The organism is Niallia sp. Man26, from assembly GCF_022049065.2.
GTDB lineage: Bacteria > Bacillota > Bacilli > Bacillales > Cytobacillaceae > Niallia.
Window position 1 is genome coordinate 936,836 of record NZ_CP095744.1, and the last position, 19,629, is coordinate 956,464.

Here is a 19,629-nt window from a genome sequence, read left to right on the forward strand (position 1 = left end):
TTTACTTACCAGTTGTTCATGAGGAGAACTAAATTTAGAAGGTGAAGATTTTGAGAAGCAGAGGAGAAATAAAAAAGAAACGAAAATGGATAAGGAATATACTGTCCATCGTCATCTTGCTGATAGTTATTTGCACGATGTTTATTATTTATCAGTATAAAAGCGGGGTAATCGAATCTACCAAAGATGTGAATAACAAAGGGAAGGATTATGATTTTCTGCCTGCTGAACCACAGTTAGGAGAAATGAATATCCTATTGCTTGGCAGTGACTCTAGAGGAGAGGAGCATTCCCGTTCGGATACATTAATGATAGCTCACTATAATTCGAATAATAATAGCATAAAACTTGCATCCATCATGAGAGATACATATGTTGATATTCCCGGACATGGTCTCCAGAAAATAAACGCAGCATTTGCATTTGGCGGGCCTGAACTGGTTAGACAAACAATAAAAAACAACTTTGATATAGATGTAAATTACTATGCGATTGCTGATTTTAAAGGGTTTTCTAAATTAGTAGATATCATTGCACCTGACGGGATACAGGTTGATATTCCTTATGAAATGTCTTATGGAATTGGTACGGTTTTAAAACCAGGCAGTCAAATTTTGCACGGGAAAGATTTACTTGGTTATGTTCGTTTTCGTCATGACAGATTAAGTGATTTCGGGCGGGTGGAGCGCCAACAGGAAGTAATGTCTAAGCTGAAAGAGCAGGCAATTAGTGCTCATACTATATATAATCTGCCAAAAATTATTGGCCTTGCAACTCCTTATATTGATACAAATTTAGATACCCAATCCATATTGTCCTTAAGCAAAGGGCTGCTTTTAAACAGCACAGACGGATTGGAAAGCTTAAGAATACCCATTCAAGATTCTTACGAGAATGATGTAGTAAATGTAGGGGCTGTTCTAAAGGCAGATTTAGATACAAACAAGGAAGCGTTGAGCTCCTTTTTCAACTAATTTCAACGACAAGTTTAACACTTCCTAAAAACAGTTGTCGTATGGTAACTGTTTTTTATGTGTTTACTCAAAAGGGTTGAAAATAACTATAATTCTCAAGGAGATTTAACAATGGATATTGTCTTAATTATAAAAATGATTATTATCGGTTTAGTTCAGGGCTTTACTGAGCCGATTCCTGTTTCGTCGAGCGGACATGTTATGATAGCCAGTCAGCTTCTTGGGCTGGGAGATCAAGGCTTTACATTTGCTATTCTCACCAATACGGCCTCTTTGCTTGCTATTCTATTTATCTATAGAAAGGACATTATTAGAATAGCTGTTCATTCGATTAATTACTTAAGAACGAAAGATAGTAAGTATAAGAGTGATTTTCGTTTTGTATGTTATATCGTTATCGGTACAATTCCTGCCGGTGTACTGGGAGTGTTCTTGAATGAGTATATTGCTGACAATGTCAGCATGACTACAATTGCTGTCATGCTATTTATAACAGGTCTTGCTTTATGGTTTATTCGAAATTTGAAAGGTAGAAAAGGTGAATCTGATATTACAGTTAAGGACGCATTTATTGTTGGTCTTGGTCAGGCTGTTGCCTTAGCCCCGGGAATTAGTCGAAGTGGTGCTACTATCATTTCTGCAATAGCTGTTGGCATTAAACAGGAAACCGCCCTGCGATTCTCCTTTTTATTGTATATTCCAGTAAGTGTTGGCGGGCTTATTCTCGGATTTTCCGACTTTTTAGGCGAACCAAATAAAGCAGATTTAGCTGTCCCTTATTTATCTGCCTTTATCGCAACCCTTATAATGAGTTATTTGGCGATGAAATGGTTTATGGGCATTATGAAAAAAGGCAAGTTAGTCTATTTTACATATTATTGTTTTATCGTAGGAATATTGCTTTTAATATTTTACTAATTTGCCATACAGATATAACTAATGATTAGGAGATTAGGATGGGTAAGACATTTTTAAGGAGATTGGATAAGCCGATATTATGTATCATTATAATATTTAGTATCCTCAGCATCCTATTTATTCACAGCAGCGAAGGGATCCAGTATGGTGTTCAAAATTTTGCGCTTAAGCAGGGAATCAGTTATTTACTAGGGTTTGTATTGTTGCTGGTAGTTGCGTATTTGGATGCAGACCGGTTTGAGAGAATTGCTTGGCCCTTTTATTTACTAGGACTTGCCGCAATTATGTTATTGCCTCTTATGCCGTCAAGTATTGCTCCATCCATCTTAGGAGCAAAACGGTGGTACAGTTTTCCGCTATTAGGGTCAATACAGCCTTCGGAGTTTTTTAAAATTGCTTTGCTGCTAGCTGTGTCCCGGTTAGCTTATAAACATAATCTTGTATACTTGGATCGTACAGTTTGGACAGACTTCCTGCTGATTGGTAAAATCCTGATTGTTACCATAATTCCATCCTTGTTTGTTTACCAGCAGCCTGATACAGGAATGGTTGTGCTGTATTTGGCAGGAAGTGCAACAGTGTTATTTATATCCGGGATAAACAAAAAAATGCTCGTGGCAGCTGTGATTCTCCCTGCTGCGGCTGTTACTTTTTTAATGTATATATATTTCCAACATTCTTCTATTCTCTTCGATCAATTAATACCGATGTTAAAACCTCATCAGCAGGAGCGGATTTTAGGCTGGCTTGCACCAGAAGAATATACAGATAATGCCTATCAGACGAAAAAGGCTATACTAGCCGTTGGAAGCGGAGAGCTTAAGGGCAACGGAATAGGCAATAATAAAGTGTATATTCCAGAGAAGCATACAGATTTCATCTTTGCCACAATTGCGGAAGAAGGAGGCTTTATTGCAGCTTCTGTAATCATTGTATTGTTTTTTCTCTTAATGTCTCAAATGGCTATAATTGGCCACAGAGCAGAGACATCATTTGAACTTTATGTATGCTTTGGTTTAATGGCAATGTATTGCCTGCAAATCTTTCAAAATATCGGAATGACGGTTGGCATGATGCCAGTTAAAGGAATATCTCTCCCTTTACTATCATATGGAGGAAGCTCCTTGCTTTCCAATATGATTTTTCTAGGAATCATATTATCCATTCGCAAGCCATACAGAAAGTATATGTTTGAGATAAAATAAGTACTGAAACTTTTATTTCTTTATAACGTATATATTAGTAACAAATAGGATTGGTGATGTTAGTTTTATGCATACGAAGAACGAAGCTGCTAAGTTAATCGCTAAACTAGGTTGTTATCTCATTATTGTAGTTGGCGTTTTATTTAACTTAGACTGGAATCCGTTTTTTAGTGGATTTGCAGTGCTTATTTTCATTTTAAAAGCTGCATTAGATATAAAGAAGTTCAATCGTGCAAGATTAATAAGGAGTCTTAAATGAGAATCCTTGAAAGCTAGATTAATCAGCTCATTTTTGAAGAATATTGGAGGATTATTCATGGGAAAAGCCAGTTGGGCACCATATGTGAAGAAGCTGCTTTGGGTAATAGGCTTAATTATTTTAGCAAGTATATGCTTCCATTTTGACAATCAAATTCAACAAAAAGCAAATGAGCAATTTTATTTTATTCCTGTGATTTGGACAAAATTATTCATTTCACTTATGTTTGGACTTTATCTTTCCTTAATTTTGGTGAAAAGATGGTCGATAAGTATAAATTCATCTTTATTATGGTGTGTTGCGGTCCCGTGTCTATTACTTTCCATAAGCTTTCCAGTATTGGTAACACTTGCAGCTGCTGGTCATTTACCTGATGTGATATCTAGCTCTCCAGTTATTATGGAACTGCAAAAAATCTTTTCAACTAATATATTAGGTGTAACAGCAGGCTTGACAATGATTATAAGTTTCTTTGGCAATCAAAAAATTTGTGATGATAATATATAATAAGAAGAGATGAGATGTCGACATTTTGTCGGCATTTTTGGATAAAAGATATAATCAATGGGTTAATAGAGACTACAATAAGAAATATTAGTAATATGGTCATTGGCAATAAATAACAGTGTTTATCTGAACTTGTTTTGCAAGAGAGAAGGTCTAAGGTAGATAATTATATTCTTGAGTTGAGCGATAACTAATCTTTTTTGACTTACTTAATAAGAAGTCACTTATTATCAGATAAAATTGCCAAAACAAATGGTCCTCTACTACGAATAGTTGGACGTGTTAAGGCAATTACTAAGAAGTACAAAAGTAAAAAATAATATATAGGCCATGGAAAATAAATCGAAACATGGTTCTTTACATACCTCTATAGGGTATGTTAAAATAGCCTCAAGTAAGGGGGGAGTGTAATGGATAACTCAGTAAAAGGAGAAGCTTGTCATACAGTTGATGGCACCTCTTCTCGTAAAAGTCATCATCCTGAACGGGTAAAAAAGGATTTAACAACAAGATTAAATCGTATAGAAGGCCAAATCCGTGGAATTAAAGGGATGATAGACAAGGATGTATACTGTGATGACGTTATTACCCAGATATCTGCGACACAATCAGCATTAAATAGTGTTGCCAAAATCCTCTTGGAAGGTCATTTAAAAGGGTGTGTTGTAGACCGGCTTTCAAAAGGTGATGAAGAGGTTTTAGACGAGTTAGTCGTAACTATCCAAAAATTAATGAAAAAATAAATTTTTTTCGTTTAAATATACCCTTACGTGGTATAAGTATAAATTATAAATGATAAAAGGAGAGACTTAAAATGCAATCTGTAACTTTAAATGTACAAGGAATGTCATGCGGACATTGTGTAAAGGCTGTAGAAGAGAGTGTTGGGGAATTAGAAGGTATTAACCAAGTAAGTGTAAAATTAGATAAAGCATTGGTTGAAGTATCTTTTAATGAAACTCAAGTATCTCTTGATAAAATTAAAGAAACAATCGAAGACCAAGGATATGACGTAGAATAAGAGTGCTGCAACAGCACTCTCTCATTTTATCGAAAATATACCCCGTATAGGTATAAAAGAGGTGAATCTTAACATGAGTACAGCAGCAAAAAGTGCAGCTTCTAAAGAAACGAATATTGGAATAACTGGAATGACTTGTGCAGCGTGCGCAACCCGAATTGAAAAAGGGTTAAACAAATTAGAAGGTGTTGAACAAGCAACAGTCAACCTAGCTCTAGAAAAATCAATAATAAAATATGATGCGACAAAACTAAGTGAAGCAGATTTTGAAAAGAAGATAGAAGCACTTGGCTACGGTGTTGTTAAGCAAAAGGCAGAATTTAATATCACCGGCATGACTTGTGCAGCATGTGCAACGCGTATCGAAAAAGGAATTAATAAAATCCAAGGGGTTGCAAATGCGAACGTCAATTTAGCACTTGAAAAGGCAATGATTGAATTTAATCCTGCAGAAGTATCAGTTGGAGATATTCTTACGAAAGTAGAAAAGCTAGGTTACGGTGCACACCAACAGCAAGACGAAACAGAACAGGTTGATTACCGTGAAAAGCATATTAAAGATCAACAGCGTAAATTCATTATTTCAGCTTTAATATCGTTGCCATTGTTATGGACAATGGTCGCACATTTTTCGTTTACCTCGTTTCTATATGTACCAGACCTTTTAATGAATCCGTGGATTCAATTGATATTGGCAACGCCGGTTCAATTTATTATTGGTAAGCAGTTCTATGTTGGAGCTTATAAAGCGATTCGTAATGGGAGTGCAAATATGGATGTGCTTGTTGTCATGGGTACATCAGCAGCGTATTTTTACAGTTTATATCAAGCAATTGTAACTGCTGGAACACACCACGGACCGCATTTATATTTTGAAACAAGTGCAGTATTAATAACACTTATCCTTTTAGGTAAATTATTTGAAGCAAAAGCAAAGGGCCGTTCATCCGAAGCAATTAAAAAATTAATGGGACTTCAAGCTAAAACAGCAATTGTTATACGAGATGGCTCTGAAAAAGAGATACCCGTAGAAGAAGTAGTGATTGGTGACATTGTCTTAGTGAAACCTGGTGAAAAAATCCCCGTTGATGGAGAGGTATTAGACGGGACAACGGCTGTCGATGAATCTATGTTAACAGGTGAAAGTCTGCCAGTGGATAAAAAAGCTGGGGATATGTTGTACGGTTCGACCATTAACAAAAATGGTTTCATTAAAATGACAGCAACAAAAGTTGGCCGTAACACGGCACTAGCCCAAATCATTAAAGTCGTCGAAAATGCACAAGGTTCAAAAGCGCCGATTCAACGTTTGGCTGATCAAATTTCAGGTATTTTCGTACCAATCGTAGTCGGAATTGCAATCATCACTTTCTTAGTCTGGTTTATTTGGGTACACCCAGGTGAGTTTACACCTGCACTAGAGGTATTAATTGCCGTACTTGTCATAGCTTGTCCATGTGCACTTGGCTTAGCTACACCAACTTCCATTATGGCAGGGTCAGGTCGAGCAGCAGAGCTTGGTATCTTATTCAAGGGTGGCGAGCATTTAGAACAAACACAAGCCATTGACACCGTTGTACTCGATAAAACAGGTACAGTTACTCATGGTAAACCAGTATTAACAGATGTTCTAATAGCAGACGGACAAGATGAAGATGAAATTTTAGGACTGATTGGTGCTGCTGAAAAGCAGTCAGAGCACCCATTAGCAGAAGCTATCGTACAAGGAATCAAGGATAAAGGCATAGCCCTTGGTAAGGTTCAATCATTCGAAGCTATACCAGGTTTTGGGGTTCAAGCAACTGTATCTGGTCAAGGTGTTGTCATAGGCACACGGAAACTCATGCAGCAATATGGGATTGATATACAATCCGTTCTACCAGCAATGGAGAAACTAGAGAAGAACGGTAAAACAGCGATGCTTGTTGGAATTAATGGGCAATATGCAGGCTTAGTTGCTGTGGCCGATACAATTAAAGATACATCCAGAGAGGCTGTTCAACGCTTAAAGCAAATAGGCATTACAGTCATTATGATGACAGGAGACAACGAGCGTACAGCACAAGCAATTGGTAAGGAGGTCGGTGTTGACGCTGTTATTGCCGAAGTACTTCCAGAAGGTAAAGCTGAGGAAGTGAAAAAACTACAAAAACAAGGCAAGAAGGTTGCAATGGTCGGAGACGGAATTAATGACGCGCCAGCATTAGCCACTGCTGATATAGGGATGGCTATTGGTACAGGTACTGATGTTGCCATGGAAGCAGCAGATATTACCCTTATTCGTGGTGACCTCAACAGCATTGCGGATGCAATAGTAATGAGTAAAAAAACGATGCGTAATATTAAACAAAACTTATTCTGGGCTTTTGCGTATAACACTATTGGAATGCCCATTGCTGCTGTTGGATTACTGGCACCTTGGGTTGCAGGTGCTGCGATGGCGTTTAGCTCTGTGAGTGTGGTTTTGAATGCATTGCGGTTACAACGAGTTAAGTTGGATAAATAAAAAAGTTGTGATTCTTCTTTATGATTACAGCAGTTTAGGGGTTACGTTCTTTAGAGCGGAATATCAATATGAATGAAGATATTCCGTTGTCTTTATAAACCTTATAATCATATAATTGTGTAAAAAGGATGCGTACCATGCCTATAAATTCTTTCGAAAACTACCCGATGAGCTGGAAACCATCAATCGATAAGAGAGACAAGCCTATCTACCAAACACTGGCAAGACAATTAGAACAGGACGTATTGGACGGAGTGTTACTTCCTGGAACGAAACTGCCTCCACAGCGGGAACTGGCCGATTATTTAGATTTAAACTTAAGTACTATTTCCAAAGCTTTTAAAGTATGTGAGCTTAAAGGACTGGTAAGTGCGTCTGTGGGAAGCGGCACATTTGTATCATATGATGCGTTATCGAATGCCTATTTATTAGAAGATACAAAGCCGAAGCATTTAATTGAAATGGGAGCAACCTTGCCAGATGATGCTTCTTACGAGCCGCTGATGCTCCAGCTTAAGACGATGCTGCAAGAATCTGACTATGAAAGATGGTTCGGTTATGGAAGAGCAGGCGAAAGCTTATGGCAGAAGGATGCTGCTGTAAAGCTGATGAGAAGAGGTGGGTTTGAAACAACGGTAGATCATATCTTATTTGCCAATGGCGGTCAAAATGCGATAGCTGCTGCATTGGCAAGTTTGTGCAAGCCTGGTGACCGGATTGGTGTGGATCACCATACATATCCGGGCTTAAAAACAGTTGCAGCAATGCTTAGTGTGCAAATAGTGCCAATTAGATCGGAGTACTATCAACTAAGCCCAGAATCGTTTGAACATGCGTGTAAAAATGAAAATATTAAAGGGATTTATATCATTCCTGATTATCATAATCCGACTGCTTCTTTTATGTCTGTTGAAAACCGGGAAAAGATTGCAGCAATAGCCAAAAAGTACAACCAGTTTGTAATAGAAGATGCATCTTACCATCTGCTCAGCAACAACCCGCTGCCTGCTGTAGCATCTTTTGCTCCAGATCAGGTCATCTACATTTCTAGTCTATCTAAATCATTTGCTCCAGGACTTCGATTGGCTTATGTTGCAGTGCCAAAGCAGTTCAAAGAGCCATTATCTAAGGCGCTTTATAATTTAAATATAACGGTGTCACCGCTGTTAGCAGAATTGACGGCAAGAATGATAGTATCTAATCAATTTGAAACTTTGGTTGAGAGCCACCGCGAGCAAAACATTCGCAGGAACAAACTCGCAGATGAATATTTGTCTGACTATACTTGTGTTGGTGACGAAACAGGCATCTTTCGTTGGCTGCTGTTACCAGGGAAGCTAACTGGAGCTGAATTCGAAGCATTAGCCGCACAGAATGGAGTACAAGTATATGCGGCTGAACGCTTTGTTGTTGGCAATAGTTGCCCTGACAGAGCAGTAAGAATTTCAGTCTGTGCCCCTGAATCAATGGAAGAGCTAAAATTAGGCTTGGTTATTTTGAAGCGGTTGTTAGAAACTCCTATATAAATATTGTTTGCCATACAATTATGTTATTGTATGGCTTTTTTAGGGCGTGTTATGATGACTTAAAATCAAGGTATGAATTCATTTGAAAGGCAGGTTAGTTCATGTGACGGATGTTCAATCAGACAAGCTGCAAAGTTACATAACTTCATCAGAAAACTTAAAGTCATTATACAAACGCACTTTAATTATTGTAAGCATTTCGCAAATTTTTGGCGGTGCAGGACTGGCTGCAGGTGTTACGGTAGGATCACTTCTTGCTCAGCAAATGCTTGGTACAGACGCCTTTGCTGGATTGCCAACGGCTTTATTTACGTTAGGATCCGCAGGAGCAGCATTATTTGTCGGGAGACTATCTCAACGTTTTGGGCGCCGAACCGGTCTTACAGCGGGATTTATTATTGGCGGGCTTGGAGCAATCGGGGTTATTATTTCAGCTATATTAAATAGCATTATTTTATTATTCCTCTCTCTGCTTAAATATGGTTCAGGAACAGCAACGAATTTGCAAGCCAGATATGCAGGAACCGATTTAGCAAATAGTAAACAGCGCGCAAAAGCGGTTAGTATTACCATGGTATTTACAACATTTGGTGCAGTTGCGGGGCCCAATTTAGTAAACGTGATGGGAGATTTCGCCTTATCTAATGGTATTCCGTCACTTGCTGGTCCTTTCATTTTAGCAGCCGTCGCATATATTTTAGCAGGACTAGTTCTGTTTATAATGCTCCGTCCTGATCCATTGCTAACAGCAAGAACAATAGATGCTACTAACCAAATATCTAAAGATAATGTCCAACTAACAGCAGAAAATACAGAGAATAAACGAGGAATTATTGTTGGTGCAACAATTATGGTACTTACGCAAATTGTTATGATTGCGATTATGACGATGACACCAGTTCATATGAAGCATAATGGTCATGGGCTTTGTTCTGTAGGTTTAGTTATCGGGTTTCATATTGGGGCCATGTATCTGCCCTCCCTGATTACAGGTGTCCTTGTTGATAAATTAGGCCGACCTGTAATGGCGATGGCTTCTGGTATTACGCTGCTTTTGGCAGGTTTAATTTCAGCATTTGCACCAGGAGATTCTATGGTTTTATTAGTTATTGCTCTTTGCTTACTTGGGTTAGGATGGAATTTTGGATTAATAAGCGGGACAGCTTTGATTATTGACTCGACTAAAACTTCCACAAGAGCAAAAACGCAAGGTGCAGTTGATGTTTTGATTGCCTTGTCAGGAGCTGCTGGCGGAGCAATGTCTGGAATGATTGTAGCTGGTTCCAATTATGCAACATTATCATTTGCAGGAGGAATTTTATCCCTAGTTTTAATTCCAGTAGTAATCTGGGCTCTTAAAGAGAAAAAATAAACTCGCATGAGATAGGTGTATAAGACAATGAATAATCCTCCCTTTATTATCAATAATAAAAAAGGGAGGGAATAGTGTGAAGGAAGAACAAAGACTGTTGTTGGAAGAAATTAGAAAAGCAGAAATTGCCCAAAGTGACCGATGGTTAAGCTATTGGCAACAGTACTCTAATATGGATACATGGCAATTTTGGGTGGTATTAATGATGTTTTTACTGCCACTTCCCGTATTAATTCTTTTTATAGACCGAAAAAAGGTTTTTCAACTTGGCTTTTACGGATACGGTATTCATTTATTTTTTGCAATTATTGATTCTTTTGGAGTGATAAAAGGATTATGGATATATCCTTATAAGTTACTTCCTGGGTTGCCAGCAAGTATTGCCCTTGATTCCTCCTTTGTTCCTGTAACGTATATACTTCTATATCAATATATCCTTAATAATAAGAAGAATTATTATATTTGGATGTTAATGCTGTGCTTAGTTTTTGCCTTTTTTCTAAAACCATTAATGGTGGGGCTAGGTTTGTTCCGCTTCGGTGGCAGAGAGAACTTCTTAATGCTGTTTTGGGGGTATGTGGCTGTAGCACTAATACCTAAATGGATTACTGATTTTTTTATGTACTTACTAAACAATAATCGCTTTAGTTTACACAATAAATTGCGGAACTTAAAATAGAGCTGCTTATTTGCGGCTTGTTTTTTGTTGGATTAAAAGTAGGGCACAGACATCACAGCAAGTTAATTTTGGTCACCTAGGCTGGGACATAGGTATGTAAATCTGTATAAAAACCGAACTATTAATCATCTATTGATTAATAGTTCGGTTTTCGTGCTTTTAGTTTTAATACAATAATTAAAAAACTTAGAGGAATGGAGCGGAGGACACTCGACTCCTGTGGGAAATAGAGGATGCTTTAGACCCCGCAGGCGAAGAGACGAGGAGGCTCAAGCTTTGCCCGCTGGAAAGCGAGTGGACGAGAGCGCAATGAAACGAACTAATTTTAAAGCCATATTCTATTTAGTCACAAACTTCATTTTTCAAATTTAGATGTAATTTTATTAGTCGTGTATAGATAGTTATCTTTTGTTTTGTCCAACCTCTTTATAGTTGTCTTTAAATGGTCAAATCAGTAAGAGCAGTAACCAGCTCAAGCTTATAATAAATGCTGGAATAAACCGGTCACATAGGATAGCCCTTTTACACTGAAAGATTTAAACCAATTAACTTTACCTGGTTTTAAATCGGGATCTTTTATATAAGATTCGTCCTGCGCAACCTTTAAGCTCTTTTTAACATACTGATTCATTTCCTTCTCCAGATTGCTGGTGAACTCAACGCTATCAATAACTACCATCGATTCAGTATTTAAGAAGGCCGACCTTGAGTCCATATTGAATGCACCAATGGCACTTAATTGATCGTCAAATATAAATGTTTTAGCATGGATAGAGTCAGGCCCCTGATATTCATATATATTTACGCCTCTTTTTACCATTCCGTTAATATGCTTAATATGCCCTGAATAGGCTACTACATTGGCTGTCGAAGCTAATGAATTCGTTAATATGGTAGTCTTTTCTGCGGGAATATCTACCTTCTCCATATAAGGAAGCATAGGCTTTGTCGGAATAACATACGGGCTTTGAATAACTAAGGACTTTTTAGAATTTTTCATGAGATTCGTTAAGTCATACCAAACCCAAGGTTCTTTATTAAATCTTTGGATAGGGTTATGGATAAAAGTTACTTTTTTAGTAGCTACCGACATTTCTAACCAATCATAATAGTTATTGAATAATTTTTTATCTGTATTACGCAAATCGTCTAGTTTTTTCTTTAGCTGCTGATCGGCTTCTTTAGCTTTTTTTTGTTGACGGGAAGAAAGCTTATGATAAGGATATTTTGTGATAGGATGGTCCCAGACCTCATTAAAATATCCTTCCATTGAGTTCAGAACACTGCCCTCTTTTGTCTCCGTATTTGTATTAATAATCAAAACATCGCGGTCATTTGTTGGGGCCTTTTCACCTTCCTGAACGAAATAACGATTGCCTATATTTCTGCCGCCAATAACGGCATATTTATTATCGATAATAAGTAGTTTATCATGTAAGCGATTATTCCATGTCCATGGGAGAAAAGGCTTGAATGGTTCATAAAATTTAACTTCAATATTAGGGTGATTAACTAAGGCAAATAAATCATCTTTTAGACTGAATCTAAGACCATGGGAAATCCCATCTAAAAGAATCCTTACCTTGACACCCCGATCTGCAGCATCTAAAATCATTCCTAATATTAAATCGGTAATATATCCTTTATGAATCGCATAATAGGCGACATCTATTGTTTCTTTTGCATTTTCCATTAAGTTAACACGAGCGTAGCCTGAAAACGTCTTTTCTTCCAACAAAATCACACGATCCTGTGACGTCTCCGTTCCATAAAATCTTTCCACTTTATTTTGTTCCTTATAGGAGTTATTTACTTGCGGAGGTTTTTCTTTAAAGATGACAATGCCGAATACGATAATATAAAGCAAATAAAAAATAAGAATAATCATTACGCCACTCCTAATCTTTTTTATGGAATTTCTCTCCTTTCAAGGCCGTAACTAATGATTATAGTTTGTGCAACATTTTTTAGAATATGAAATAACAAATAGAAAAACATTGAAGGACATGTGCTTTCTAATGCAAGTGTCAATAAGGGGCTGAAGAATGAACGGTTCGTGTTGGTTGGAATTAAAGCCATAAAAAAAATACCGTCAGCGACGGTATTATTTTATTCGATTAATTATGTCATCGTATTTTGTCAAAATTACAGCTTTCGTTTTTGGATCTTGAATTTCTAACAAACCGTTTTCATAGTCAAAAAAAACAAAATGGATTTTACCCTGATAGATTACTTTTTGACCGAATTCTATATGACATCATCCTCAATATTATTCAAAAAAACAATATTTGATTAATACAGAAAGAGATGCGTAACTGTAAGAAATAATATCATTTTAAAGTAGTTTCAGAATAGCACAGTTCGAATTAGTATGTATATTTAAGTGCTTTAAACAATGCTGGAAAGTTTTGGGTTATTTTTTCAGGGAATAAATAGGTATCTTTGTTTCAATTTGATAAAAGAGGGTAGAAGGTTAAGTAAATCTGTAAAAAAAGGGGAGTTACTATGAATAAAAGCTATATACTCCTTGATATCGAAAAATTAAATAAAGAGCTATGTAATAATAGGGCAAGATCGTTAAAAATAATAAAAAGACTCCAGAAAGATCCAACTAATTTAATGTTAAAAAGAAGGTTGAAGCGTCTTAAATTAGATAATGAAAATGTATACCAGAAACAGAAGGATTTATGGGCTCTTTATAAGCGGACATAATTCTTCACATATATCCGCAAATAATTTTATTTTTACATAGTAGGAAGTATATCCATAAAAATTTGAAGTTTTCTTGCAGGTAAATAGTAGTATCTAATGAACAAATAATTTGTTTTCTAAGTAAAGGGCGATGAGTCAGTACTGACTTCATCGCCCTTTAAATTTGTCCTTGAAGTAGGTTAAGCTAGGTTCTTATTTTATCCCACTGCAAAAATAAAAGGAGTACAATACATCATTTCACTAAATGGCCAAATCCATTGGAATGATAAGGAGTGGTTGTCTAAAAAATAGAATAAACAATTTTTAGGAGGTGAAAATAAGAAGACCCTAGAATTGAAGAAAGGACGTTCTCTGTATGGTTTTTAATCCTCCAGATAAAATAAAAAAATTAATTGACGCAAAATATATAGTATTAGAGCATGCCCATGATGATTTAAGAGAAATTTGGATAGATCATATTTTATTTTCCTTCGGTTGGTGGACTTCATTATTGATGACAATCATTCCATGGATAGTATGGTTTGTCTTTAGAAAAAAGGAAAGCATCACTAGGTTACTGTTAGGAGGACTATGGGCTATGTTCATTTCTACATGGTTAGACTATGTGGGGGTAACAATGGGTTTGTGGAGATACTATAATAAGTTAGTCCCTTTAATGCCTGATTTTATACCATGGGATTTTGGATTAATGCCGATTACAGTCATGTTTTTTCTCCAAATTAAGCCTAAAGTCCATGCACTCATTAAAGCTTCCATTTATGCTGGCATGACAGCATTCTTAGCAGAACCTTTATTTATAAAATTAGGTTATACAAAATATCCAGGGTGGAGTCCGGTTCTTTCCTTTCCTATTTTTATCATTATCTATTTAGTAGCTCATTTTTTGGTTCATAGTAAGGCTACTAAACCACTTAGATGAAGTGGAATTATTTTACCTGCTTGAAAGCAGCTGTCTTTACCTTCTTCGCCAAAACTACTTAAAAGAACTTTATTATGTCCGATATAGTTAGTAGTCATTACTAGAAAGGGGCATATAATGCATAACACACTACAATCTTTGGTTTATTTAGGACCAATAATGAAAGAAACAATTGGTCATACTACTGCGATTATGATCACTGATTTACAAAATATCATCTATTTTTCATCTTCAACTAGTCTTCCATTAAATATAAAAGTCGGGGACCCTGCTTTTGTTCCAGGAAATGAGCTTTTAATGCGTGCATTAAAGGAAGGGAAAGTAGAACAATACGTCCCAAAAGAAGCATATGGTATTCCATTTTTCTCCACTGTAACACCAATAAAGGATCCGGAAACAGGGGAAGTTATCGGGTTGTTCTCTATATCTAAGACATTAGAAATTGAGGAAAAGCTGGATCGAGAGTTAAGTGAGTTAAATGCTATCATTAGCAGACTTCATGAAAAAGTCCAAATAGTTGCTGCTCAATCAGAAGAATTATCAGCTACAAGTAATGAAATTACATCACAAGCAGTTAAAGCCAATGATAATACACAGCAAATCGGAAAATTAGTGACTATCATTGAAGGAATTTCTACACAAACAAACCTGTTAGGACTAAACGCGGCAATTGAAGCAGCTAGATCTGGAGAGGCAGGCAAAGGCTTTGGAGTAGTTGCAACAGAAATAAGAAAACTTTCTGAACACACAAAACAAGCAGTTGGAACAATTGGCGGATCTTTATCAGAGATCAAAAGTAGTATAGAGAATTTAAAAGTAAGCATCGAGGAAGTAAGTGCCTCATCTGAAGAGCAGTCCACTGTAATGGTAGATTTCTTAGAGGAAATGCAAAAATTAGATAAACAAAGCAACGATGTGTTTGCATATATGAAAGAATTAGTTAAATAGTCAGTTTACCTTAAAAGCGAAACGAAACTAATCAATATCTTTATTTCAAAATATTACAATTTAGTGGATTATCTTTAATGTTGGACACTAGTTAAATTTTGCGGTAATTGAAATAAAAAGGACATTTTTCCAAGCAGGATTAATGTCCTTTTTTTATGAGTGATATTTATAGATAGTCTCTAGGATAGATTTGGTTAGCAGGTATATAACCTGCTTTACTTAACTGGTTATCCCATGTTATGGTAAAGATAATAAAAATTATATTATTTGGGGTCCTACCAGACTTTTATTAGTCACCTTCCCTTTATAATGGGAAAGGGGGACACTAAATGTCTTTAGACCATACAAAAGAGATGCTGAATACATTAAGGCAGTATCATACATCTGAGATTAACATGATTTTCAATGGCAATGATGGCGCGCCAATACTTGTGATAAGTTATATAGATGGTTGTTATGAACTAAAAAGTTTAAATACCTCCGTTATAGAGATTTGTGACGATATAGAATCGGCAATTCGTTCCATTAATAAATTAGTGAATGTCATATAATAAAACTAAATGATATGCTCCCCTAGCGGTAAAATCTGTTTGCGTTAGGTGGAGTTTTTTTGTGCAATTGTTTTTAAAAAACACCTTATTTAGAAACAAATAGACATTAAAAATGAAGGGTTGCCCATTATGATGTTATTTCAAGTATAATAAAAGGATATGCATGTTTCGCATATACTATCTCTTCGGAGAGAATCCTATACATAAATCAAATAATACAAAAAATGAGGTTATTTTTATGAGTGAAAAAGGTTTTGACCACTTTAATTTAAGTGATGAAATAACGAGAGCATTATCTGTTTTAAAATACGAAACACCCACAGAAGTTCAGACGAAAGTCATCCCGTTAGCGTTGGAGAATCTTGATCTTGTCGTAAAATCGCAAACAGGTAGCGGCAAGACAGCATCCTTTGGTATACCAATTTGTGAAATGGTTAAATGGGAGGAAAAACTGCCTCAAGCGTTAATTCTTACACCGACTCGGGAGCTTGCTGCTCAAGTTCGTGAGGATATCACGAATATAGGAAGATTTAAACGAATTAAAGCAACGGCCGTTTACGGAAAAGAACCTTTTTCTAAGCAAAAAGAGGAACTAAAGCAAAAAACGCATGTAGTGGTTGGGACACCTGGACGTGTCATGGATCATATTGAAAGAGGAACGCTAGTACTGGATCAGGTGAAATATCTGATTATTGATGAAACAGATGAAATGCTAAATATGGGTTTTATTGACGATGTAGAAACGATTATAAACAAGCTACCTTTAGATAGAGTTACAATGGTATTCTCGGCCACATTGCCTAAAGATGTGGAAAGTCTTTGTCATAAATATATGAAAAACCCTGTTAATATTGAGATTGCTTCTCAAGGGGTTACAACAAGTACGATTGAACACCATGTAATGGAAGTCAAGGAAGCTGATAAGCTTTCCATGCTAAAAGCAGTTACCGTTATAGAAAATCCAGATAGCTGTATTATTTTCTGCAATACGAAAGAACATGTAGATACTGTGTTTGCTGAGTTAGAAGAATCCAATTATTCGTGTGAAAAAATCCATGGAGGATTAGAGCAAGAAGATCGTTTTGCTGTGATGGATGGTTTTAAGATGGGGAATTTTCGTTATCTTGTTGCTACTGACGTCGCTGCAAGAGGAATTGATGTGGATAATGTAACACTAGTCATTAATTATGACGTACCAATGGAAAAAGAGAGCTATGTTCACCGAACAGGAAGAACTGGTCGTGCCGGCAATAAAGGTAAAGCAATTACGTTCACAACATCTTACGGGAGCAAATACTTAAAAGCAATTGAAAGATATATTGGCTTTGAGTTGCTTGAAATGGAAGCTCCAACAACACAGGAAGTGGCTAAAGGCAAGGCTGCCTTTGAAGAAAAAATCAGCGGACGCCGTGTCGTTAGAAATAATAAAACAGCCAGAATAAATCAAGGCATCACTAAACTTCATTTCAACGGAGGTAAAAAGAAAAAGATTCGTCCAGTAGATTTTGTTGGTACAATCGCCAAAATTCCAGGTGTAACAGCAGATGATATTGGAATTATCACTATCCATGATAGTATGTCATATGTTGACATTCTTAACGGTAAGGGGGCACTGGTCCTACAAGCAATGGAGAATGCAACTATTAAAGGTAAAAAGTTGAGGGTCAGCAAAGCAATTAAATAACATTCCGTATTAATAAGCATAAGAAATAGACGTTAAATAGAAGTTAGAAAAAAAACAAGCAACAATAAATGAAGAAGCCTATACTCCTCTGAGTATAGGCTTTTCAACGTTTACGTTAATCTGTTGCTAATCTAGAATATAGATTTTTAATCAATAAATGTCTCTTTTGATTTTTCGGATTTTCTTAATGTACCTTCAAATTGAAAATTCAACTTTTCTAAAAGTCTAATTGAATTAGTATTTGCAGGTTCCACTTTTTAAATAAACTTGGTGAGTCTGAAACACTCATTTTTTTAATAGTAATCTGTCTGTTCGTAGCTCTGTAATCAATATTTTTACCGCCATATGTTAGTAATGCAGGGGAAGATATTGATATCTGCGCATAGTTCAGTTCCTTCAACTAATATCTTAATATACAATTAATGGGATTTTATCATATTAGTTCAATCTAGGCGAGAAACAAGAACCAAATACAGGGATAAATTTACAGAAGACCAAGATTCCTCATTTTGGTATAATAATTCCATTAATTCAAATAATTTTGGATGGTGAACAATGGAAGATCGGTTGGGAAAGAAAGATGACTATGTGACAGACGAAGAAAGATTTCGTGTGTTAGTAGAGCATGTAAGTGATTGGATATGGGAAGTAAATGAAAATGGTATTTATACGTATGCTAGTCCGCAGATTAAGGATATATTAGGATATTCGCCTTCAGAGGTAATCGGCAAAACGCCCTTTGATTTAATGGAGCCAATGGAAGCGAAGCGTATTGCACCCGTTTTTGAATACCATCTAGCCAATACTTTGCCTATTAAAAGCTTAGAAAACATTAATCTTCATCGTGATGGACATGAAGTAATATTAGAAACTAGTGGTTCTCCCATAATAAATTTAGAAGGAAAATGTATCGGTTATAGAGGAATAGACAGAGATATTACGTTAAGAAAACAGGCTGAGCGCAGGCAGCAGCTATTAGATATTATTGAAGCTTCTCCGGACTTTATTGCAACCTTAGACAAGAATGGCAATAGTCTGTATTATAATCCTGCTGCCCGAAGAATGCTTGGAGACAATAGCGGAAGTGGGGAAGCAAATCAAAGCTGGTTGACGGATGTTATTAAGCTAGAGGGGATACCTACTGCGATAGAAAAGGGCCATTGGAAAGGAGAAACAACAATCCTTCAAGAGGATGGAGAAGCAATACCTGTTTCTCAAATAATTGTGGCACATAAATCTGAACACGGTGAGGTTGAGTTCTTATCTACCATTGCCCACGATATTACGGAAAGAAAGGAACTTGAAAAAGTAGTATATCACCAAGCTCATTATGATTCCTTAACTAATTTGCCAAATAGGAGATTACTCCACTATAAATTATCACAATTAATTGAAAACCCAGCAGATCATCAAAGATTTGCGGTGTTGTTTATGGATTTAGATAATTTTAAGGAAATTAATGATAATCTCGGTCATGAAATAGGAGATCAATTACTTATAATGATGGCAGCTCTCCTAAAAAACTGTGTGGAGGAAACGGACTTTGTTTGCCGATATGGCGGAGATGAGTTTATCATCATGCTGGAAAATATCCGCACCGAAGAGGAAGCGAAAGTAAAAGCAGGGCAGATCTTAGAAGCATTAGCAGAACCTTTTCAACTAGACGGATATTCATTAAATGTGATTGGAAGCATTGGTATTAGTATGTATCCGAATGATGGTTCAGATTTTGCGGCATTGATTAAAAAAGCAGACAATGCGATGTACCGGATAAAACGAACCGGAAAGAACAATTTTTTAAGAGACAATTAAAAAAGCCATTAGCAGTTGAGCAAGCTTTATGTTAAT

Annotated in this window: 17 protein-coding genes and 2 pseudogenes; 17 read left to right on the forward strand and 2 right to left on the reverse strand. The window is 36.4% G+C overall.

The features are described from left to right. Positions 1-50 precede the first annotated feature (50 nt). From L8T27_RS24145 to L8T27_RS24195, 11 genes are all read left to right on the forward strand, one after another. Positions 51-974, forward strand: coding sequence for an LCP family protein (locus L8T27_RS24145; protein ID WP_233317033.1), 924 nt, complete (start codon positions 51-53; stop codon positions 972-974). Between the two features lie 111 nt (positions 975-1,085). After that, a complete protein-coding gene (locus tag L8T27_RS24150; protein ID WP_237943435.1) occupies positions 1,086-1,892 on the forward strand; it encodes an undecaprenyl-diphosphate phosphatase in 807 nt (268 codons plus the stop codon). A 38-nt stretch (positions 1,893-1,930) separates the two neighbouring features. Further along, positions 1,931-3,097 (forward strand): FtsW/RodA/SpoVE family cell cycle protein, encoded by a 1,167-nt coding sequence (locus L8T27_RS24155; RefSeq protein ID WP_237943436.1) that lies wholly within the window; start codon positions 1,931-1,933, stop codon positions 3,095-3,097. 67 nt (positions 3,098-3,164) lie between these two features. After that, a complete protein-coding gene (locus tag L8T27_RS24160; RefSeq protein WP_237943438.1) occupies positions 3,165-3,356 on the forward strand; it encodes a hypothetical protein in 192 nt (63 codons plus the stop codon). 57 nt (positions 3,357-3,413) lie between these two features. Continuing rightward, the gene (locus L8T27_RS24165) at positions 3,414-3,863 is read left to right on the forward strand and encodes a hypothetical protein (protein WP_237943440.1); all 450 of its coding nucleotides are present in this window, start codon (positions 3,414-3,416) and stop codon (positions 3,861-3,863) included. Between the two features lie 410 nt (positions 3,864-4,273). Further along, the gene (locus tag L8T27_RS24170; protein WP_237943442.1) at positions 4,274-4,606 is read left to right on the forward strand and encodes a metal-sensitive transcriptional regulator; all 333 of its coding nucleotides are present in this window, start codon (positions 4,274-4,276) and stop codon (positions 4,604-4,606) included. Between the two features lie 71 nt (positions 4,607-4,677). Next, entirely contained in the window at positions 4,678-4,884 is a 207-nt protein-coding gene (copZ, locus tag L8T27_RS24175; RefSeq protein ID WP_233317038.1) for a copper chaperone CopZ, read from the forward strand. 73 nt (positions 4,885-4,957) lie between these two features. Further along, the gene (locus tag L8T27_RS24180; protein ID WP_237943444.1) at positions 4,958-7,390 is read left to right on the forward strand and encodes a heavy metal translocating P-type ATPase; all 2,433 of its coding nucleotides are present in this window, start codon (positions 4,958-4,960) and stop codon (positions 7,388-7,390) included. 137 nt (positions 7,391-7,527) lie between these two features. After that, positions 7,528-8,916, forward strand: a complete 1,389-nt coding sequence (locus tag L8T27_RS24185) for an aminotransferase-like domain-containing protein (RefSeq protein ID WP_237943446.1) — start codon at positions 7,528-7,530, stop codon at positions 8,914-8,916. Positions 8,917-8,992: 76 nt separating this feature from the next. Continuing rightward, on the forward strand, positions 8,993-10,288 hold the full coding sequence (locus tag L8T27_RS24190; protein WP_237944200.1) for an MFS transporter: 1,296 nt from the start codon (positions 8,993-8,995) through the stop codon (positions 10,286-10,288). Between the two features lie 76 nt (positions 10,289-10,364). Continuing rightward, the gene (locus L8T27_RS24195; RefSeq protein ID WP_237943447.1) at positions 10,365-10,967 is read left to right on the forward strand and encodes a CBO0543 family protein; all 603 of its coding nucleotides are present in this window, start codon (positions 10,365-10,367) and stop codon (positions 10,965-10,967) included. A 478-nt stretch (positions 10,968-11,445) separates the two neighbouring features. Here the strand turns inward: L8T27_RS24195 and L8T27_RS24200 are convergent, their stop codons facing one another. Continuing rightward, positions 11,446-12,855, reverse strand: a complete 1,410-nt coding sequence (locus tag L8T27_RS24200) for a phospholipase D-like domain-containing protein (protein WP_237943450.1) — start codon at positions 12,853-12,855, stop codon at positions 11,446-11,448. Positions 12,856-13,472: 617 nt separating this feature from the next. On the opposite strand from L8T27_RS24200, the gene L8T27_RS24205 reads away from it, so the two are divergent. From L8T27_RS24205 to L8T27_RS24225, 5 genes and pseudogenes are all read left to right on the forward strand, one after another. Continuing rightward, a complete protein-coding gene (locus L8T27_RS24205) occupies positions 13,473-13,679 on the forward strand; it encodes a hypothetical protein (RefSeq protein ID WP_233317043.1) in 207 nt (68 codons plus the stop codon). Positions 13,680-14,034: 355 nt separating this feature from the next. Next, positions 14,035-14,598 (forward strand): CBO0543 family protein, encoded by a 564-nt coding sequence (locus tag L8T27_RS24210; protein ID WP_237943452.1) that lies wholly within the window; start codon positions 14,035-14,037, stop codon positions 14,596-14,598. Between the two features lie 630 nt (positions 14,599-15,228). Further along, a pseudogene (locus L8T27_RS28995) lies at positions 15,229-15,546 on the forward strand (methyl-accepting chemotaxis protein); the annotation flags it as partial. Positions 15,547-15,875: 329 nt separating this feature from the next. Then, entirely contained in the window at positions 15,876-16,097 is a 222-nt protein-coding gene (locus L8T27_RS24220) for a hypothetical protein (RefSeq protein WP_233317045.1), read from the forward strand. Between the two features lie 238 nt (positions 16,098-16,335). Beyond that, on the forward strand, positions 16,336-17,781 hold the full coding sequence (locus L8T27_RS24225; RefSeq protein ID WP_237943454.1) for a DEAD/DEAH box helicase: 1,446 nt from the start codon (positions 16,336-16,338) through the stop codon (positions 17,779-17,781). Between the two features lie 115 nt (positions 17,782-17,896). Here L8T27_RS24225 and L8T27_RS24230 read toward each other — a convergent pair. After that, positions 17,897-18,038: pseudogene (locus L8T27_RS24230) on the reverse strand (GNAT family N-acetyltransferase); the annotation flags it as partial. Between the two features lie 298 nt (positions 18,039-18,336). Between L8T27_RS24230 and L8T27_RS24235 the strand changes: the two are divergent. Beyond that, the gene (locus L8T27_RS24235) at positions 18,337-19,593 is read left to right on the forward strand and encodes a sensor domain-containing protein (RefSeq protein ID WP_237943456.1); all 1,257 of its coding nucleotides are present in this window, start codon (positions 18,337-18,339) and stop codon (positions 19,591-19,593) included. Positions 19,594-19,629: the final 36 nt, after the last annotated feature.

Excerpts from the sequence above, each read along its gene's own strand:
- copZ (WP_233317038.1), top strand. The coding sequence starts at position 4,678 with ATGCAATCTGTAACTTTAAATGTACAAGGAATGTCATGCGGACATTGT.
- L8T27_RS24225 (WP_237943454.1), top strand. The coding sequence starts at position 16,336 with ATGAGTGAAAAAGGTTTTGACCACTTTAATTTAAGTGATGAAATAACG.
- L8T27_RS24220 (WP_233317045.1), top strand. The coding sequence starts at position 15,876 with ATGTCTTTAGACCATACAAAAGAGATGCTGAATACATTAAGGCAGTAT.
- L8T27_RS24155 (WP_237943436.1), top strand. The coding sequence starts at position 1,931 with ATGGGTAAGACATTTTTAAGGAGATTGGATAAGCCGATATTATGTATC.
- L8T27_RS24170 (WP_237943442.1), top strand. The coding sequence starts at position 4,274 with ATGGATAACTCAGTAAAAGGAGAAGCTTGTCATACAGTTGATGGCACC.
- L8T27_RS24160 (WP_237943438.1), top strand. The coding sequence starts at position 3,165 with ATGCATACGAAGAACGAAGCTGCTAAGTTAATCGCTAAACTAGGTTGT.
- L8T27_RS24150 (WP_237943435.1), top strand. The coding sequence starts at position 1,086 with ATGGATATTGTCTTAATTATAAAAATGATTATTATCGGTTTAGTTCAG.
- L8T27_RS24200 (WP_237943450.1), bottom strand. The coding sequence starts at position 12,855 with ATGATTATTCTTATTTTTTATTTGCTTTATATTATCGTATTCGGCATT.
- L8T27_RS24180 (WP_237943444.1), top strand. The coding sequence starts at position 4,958 with ATGAGTACAGCAGCAAAAAGTGCAGCTTCTAAAGAAACGAATATTGGA.
- L8T27_RS24165 (WP_237943440.1), top strand. The coding sequence starts at position 3,414 with ATGGGAAAAGCCAGTTGGGCACCATATGTGAAGAAGCTGCTTTGGGTA.
- L8T27_RS24185 (WP_237943446.1), top strand. The coding sequence starts at position 7,528 with ATGCCTATAAATTCTTTCGAAAACTACCCGATGAGCTGGAAACCATCA.
- L8T27_RS24205 (WP_233317043.1), top strand. The coding sequence starts at position 13,473 with ATGAATAAAAGCTATATACTCCTTGATATCGAAAAATTAAATAAAGAG.
- L8T27_RS24235 (WP_237943456.1), top strand. The coding sequence starts at position 18,337 with ATGGAAGATCGGTTGGGAAAGAAAGATGACTATGTGACAGACGAAGAA.
- L8T27_RS24210 (WP_237943452.1), top strand. The coding sequence starts at position 14,035 with ATGGTTTTTAATCCTCCAGATAAAATAAAAAAATTAATTGACGCAAAA.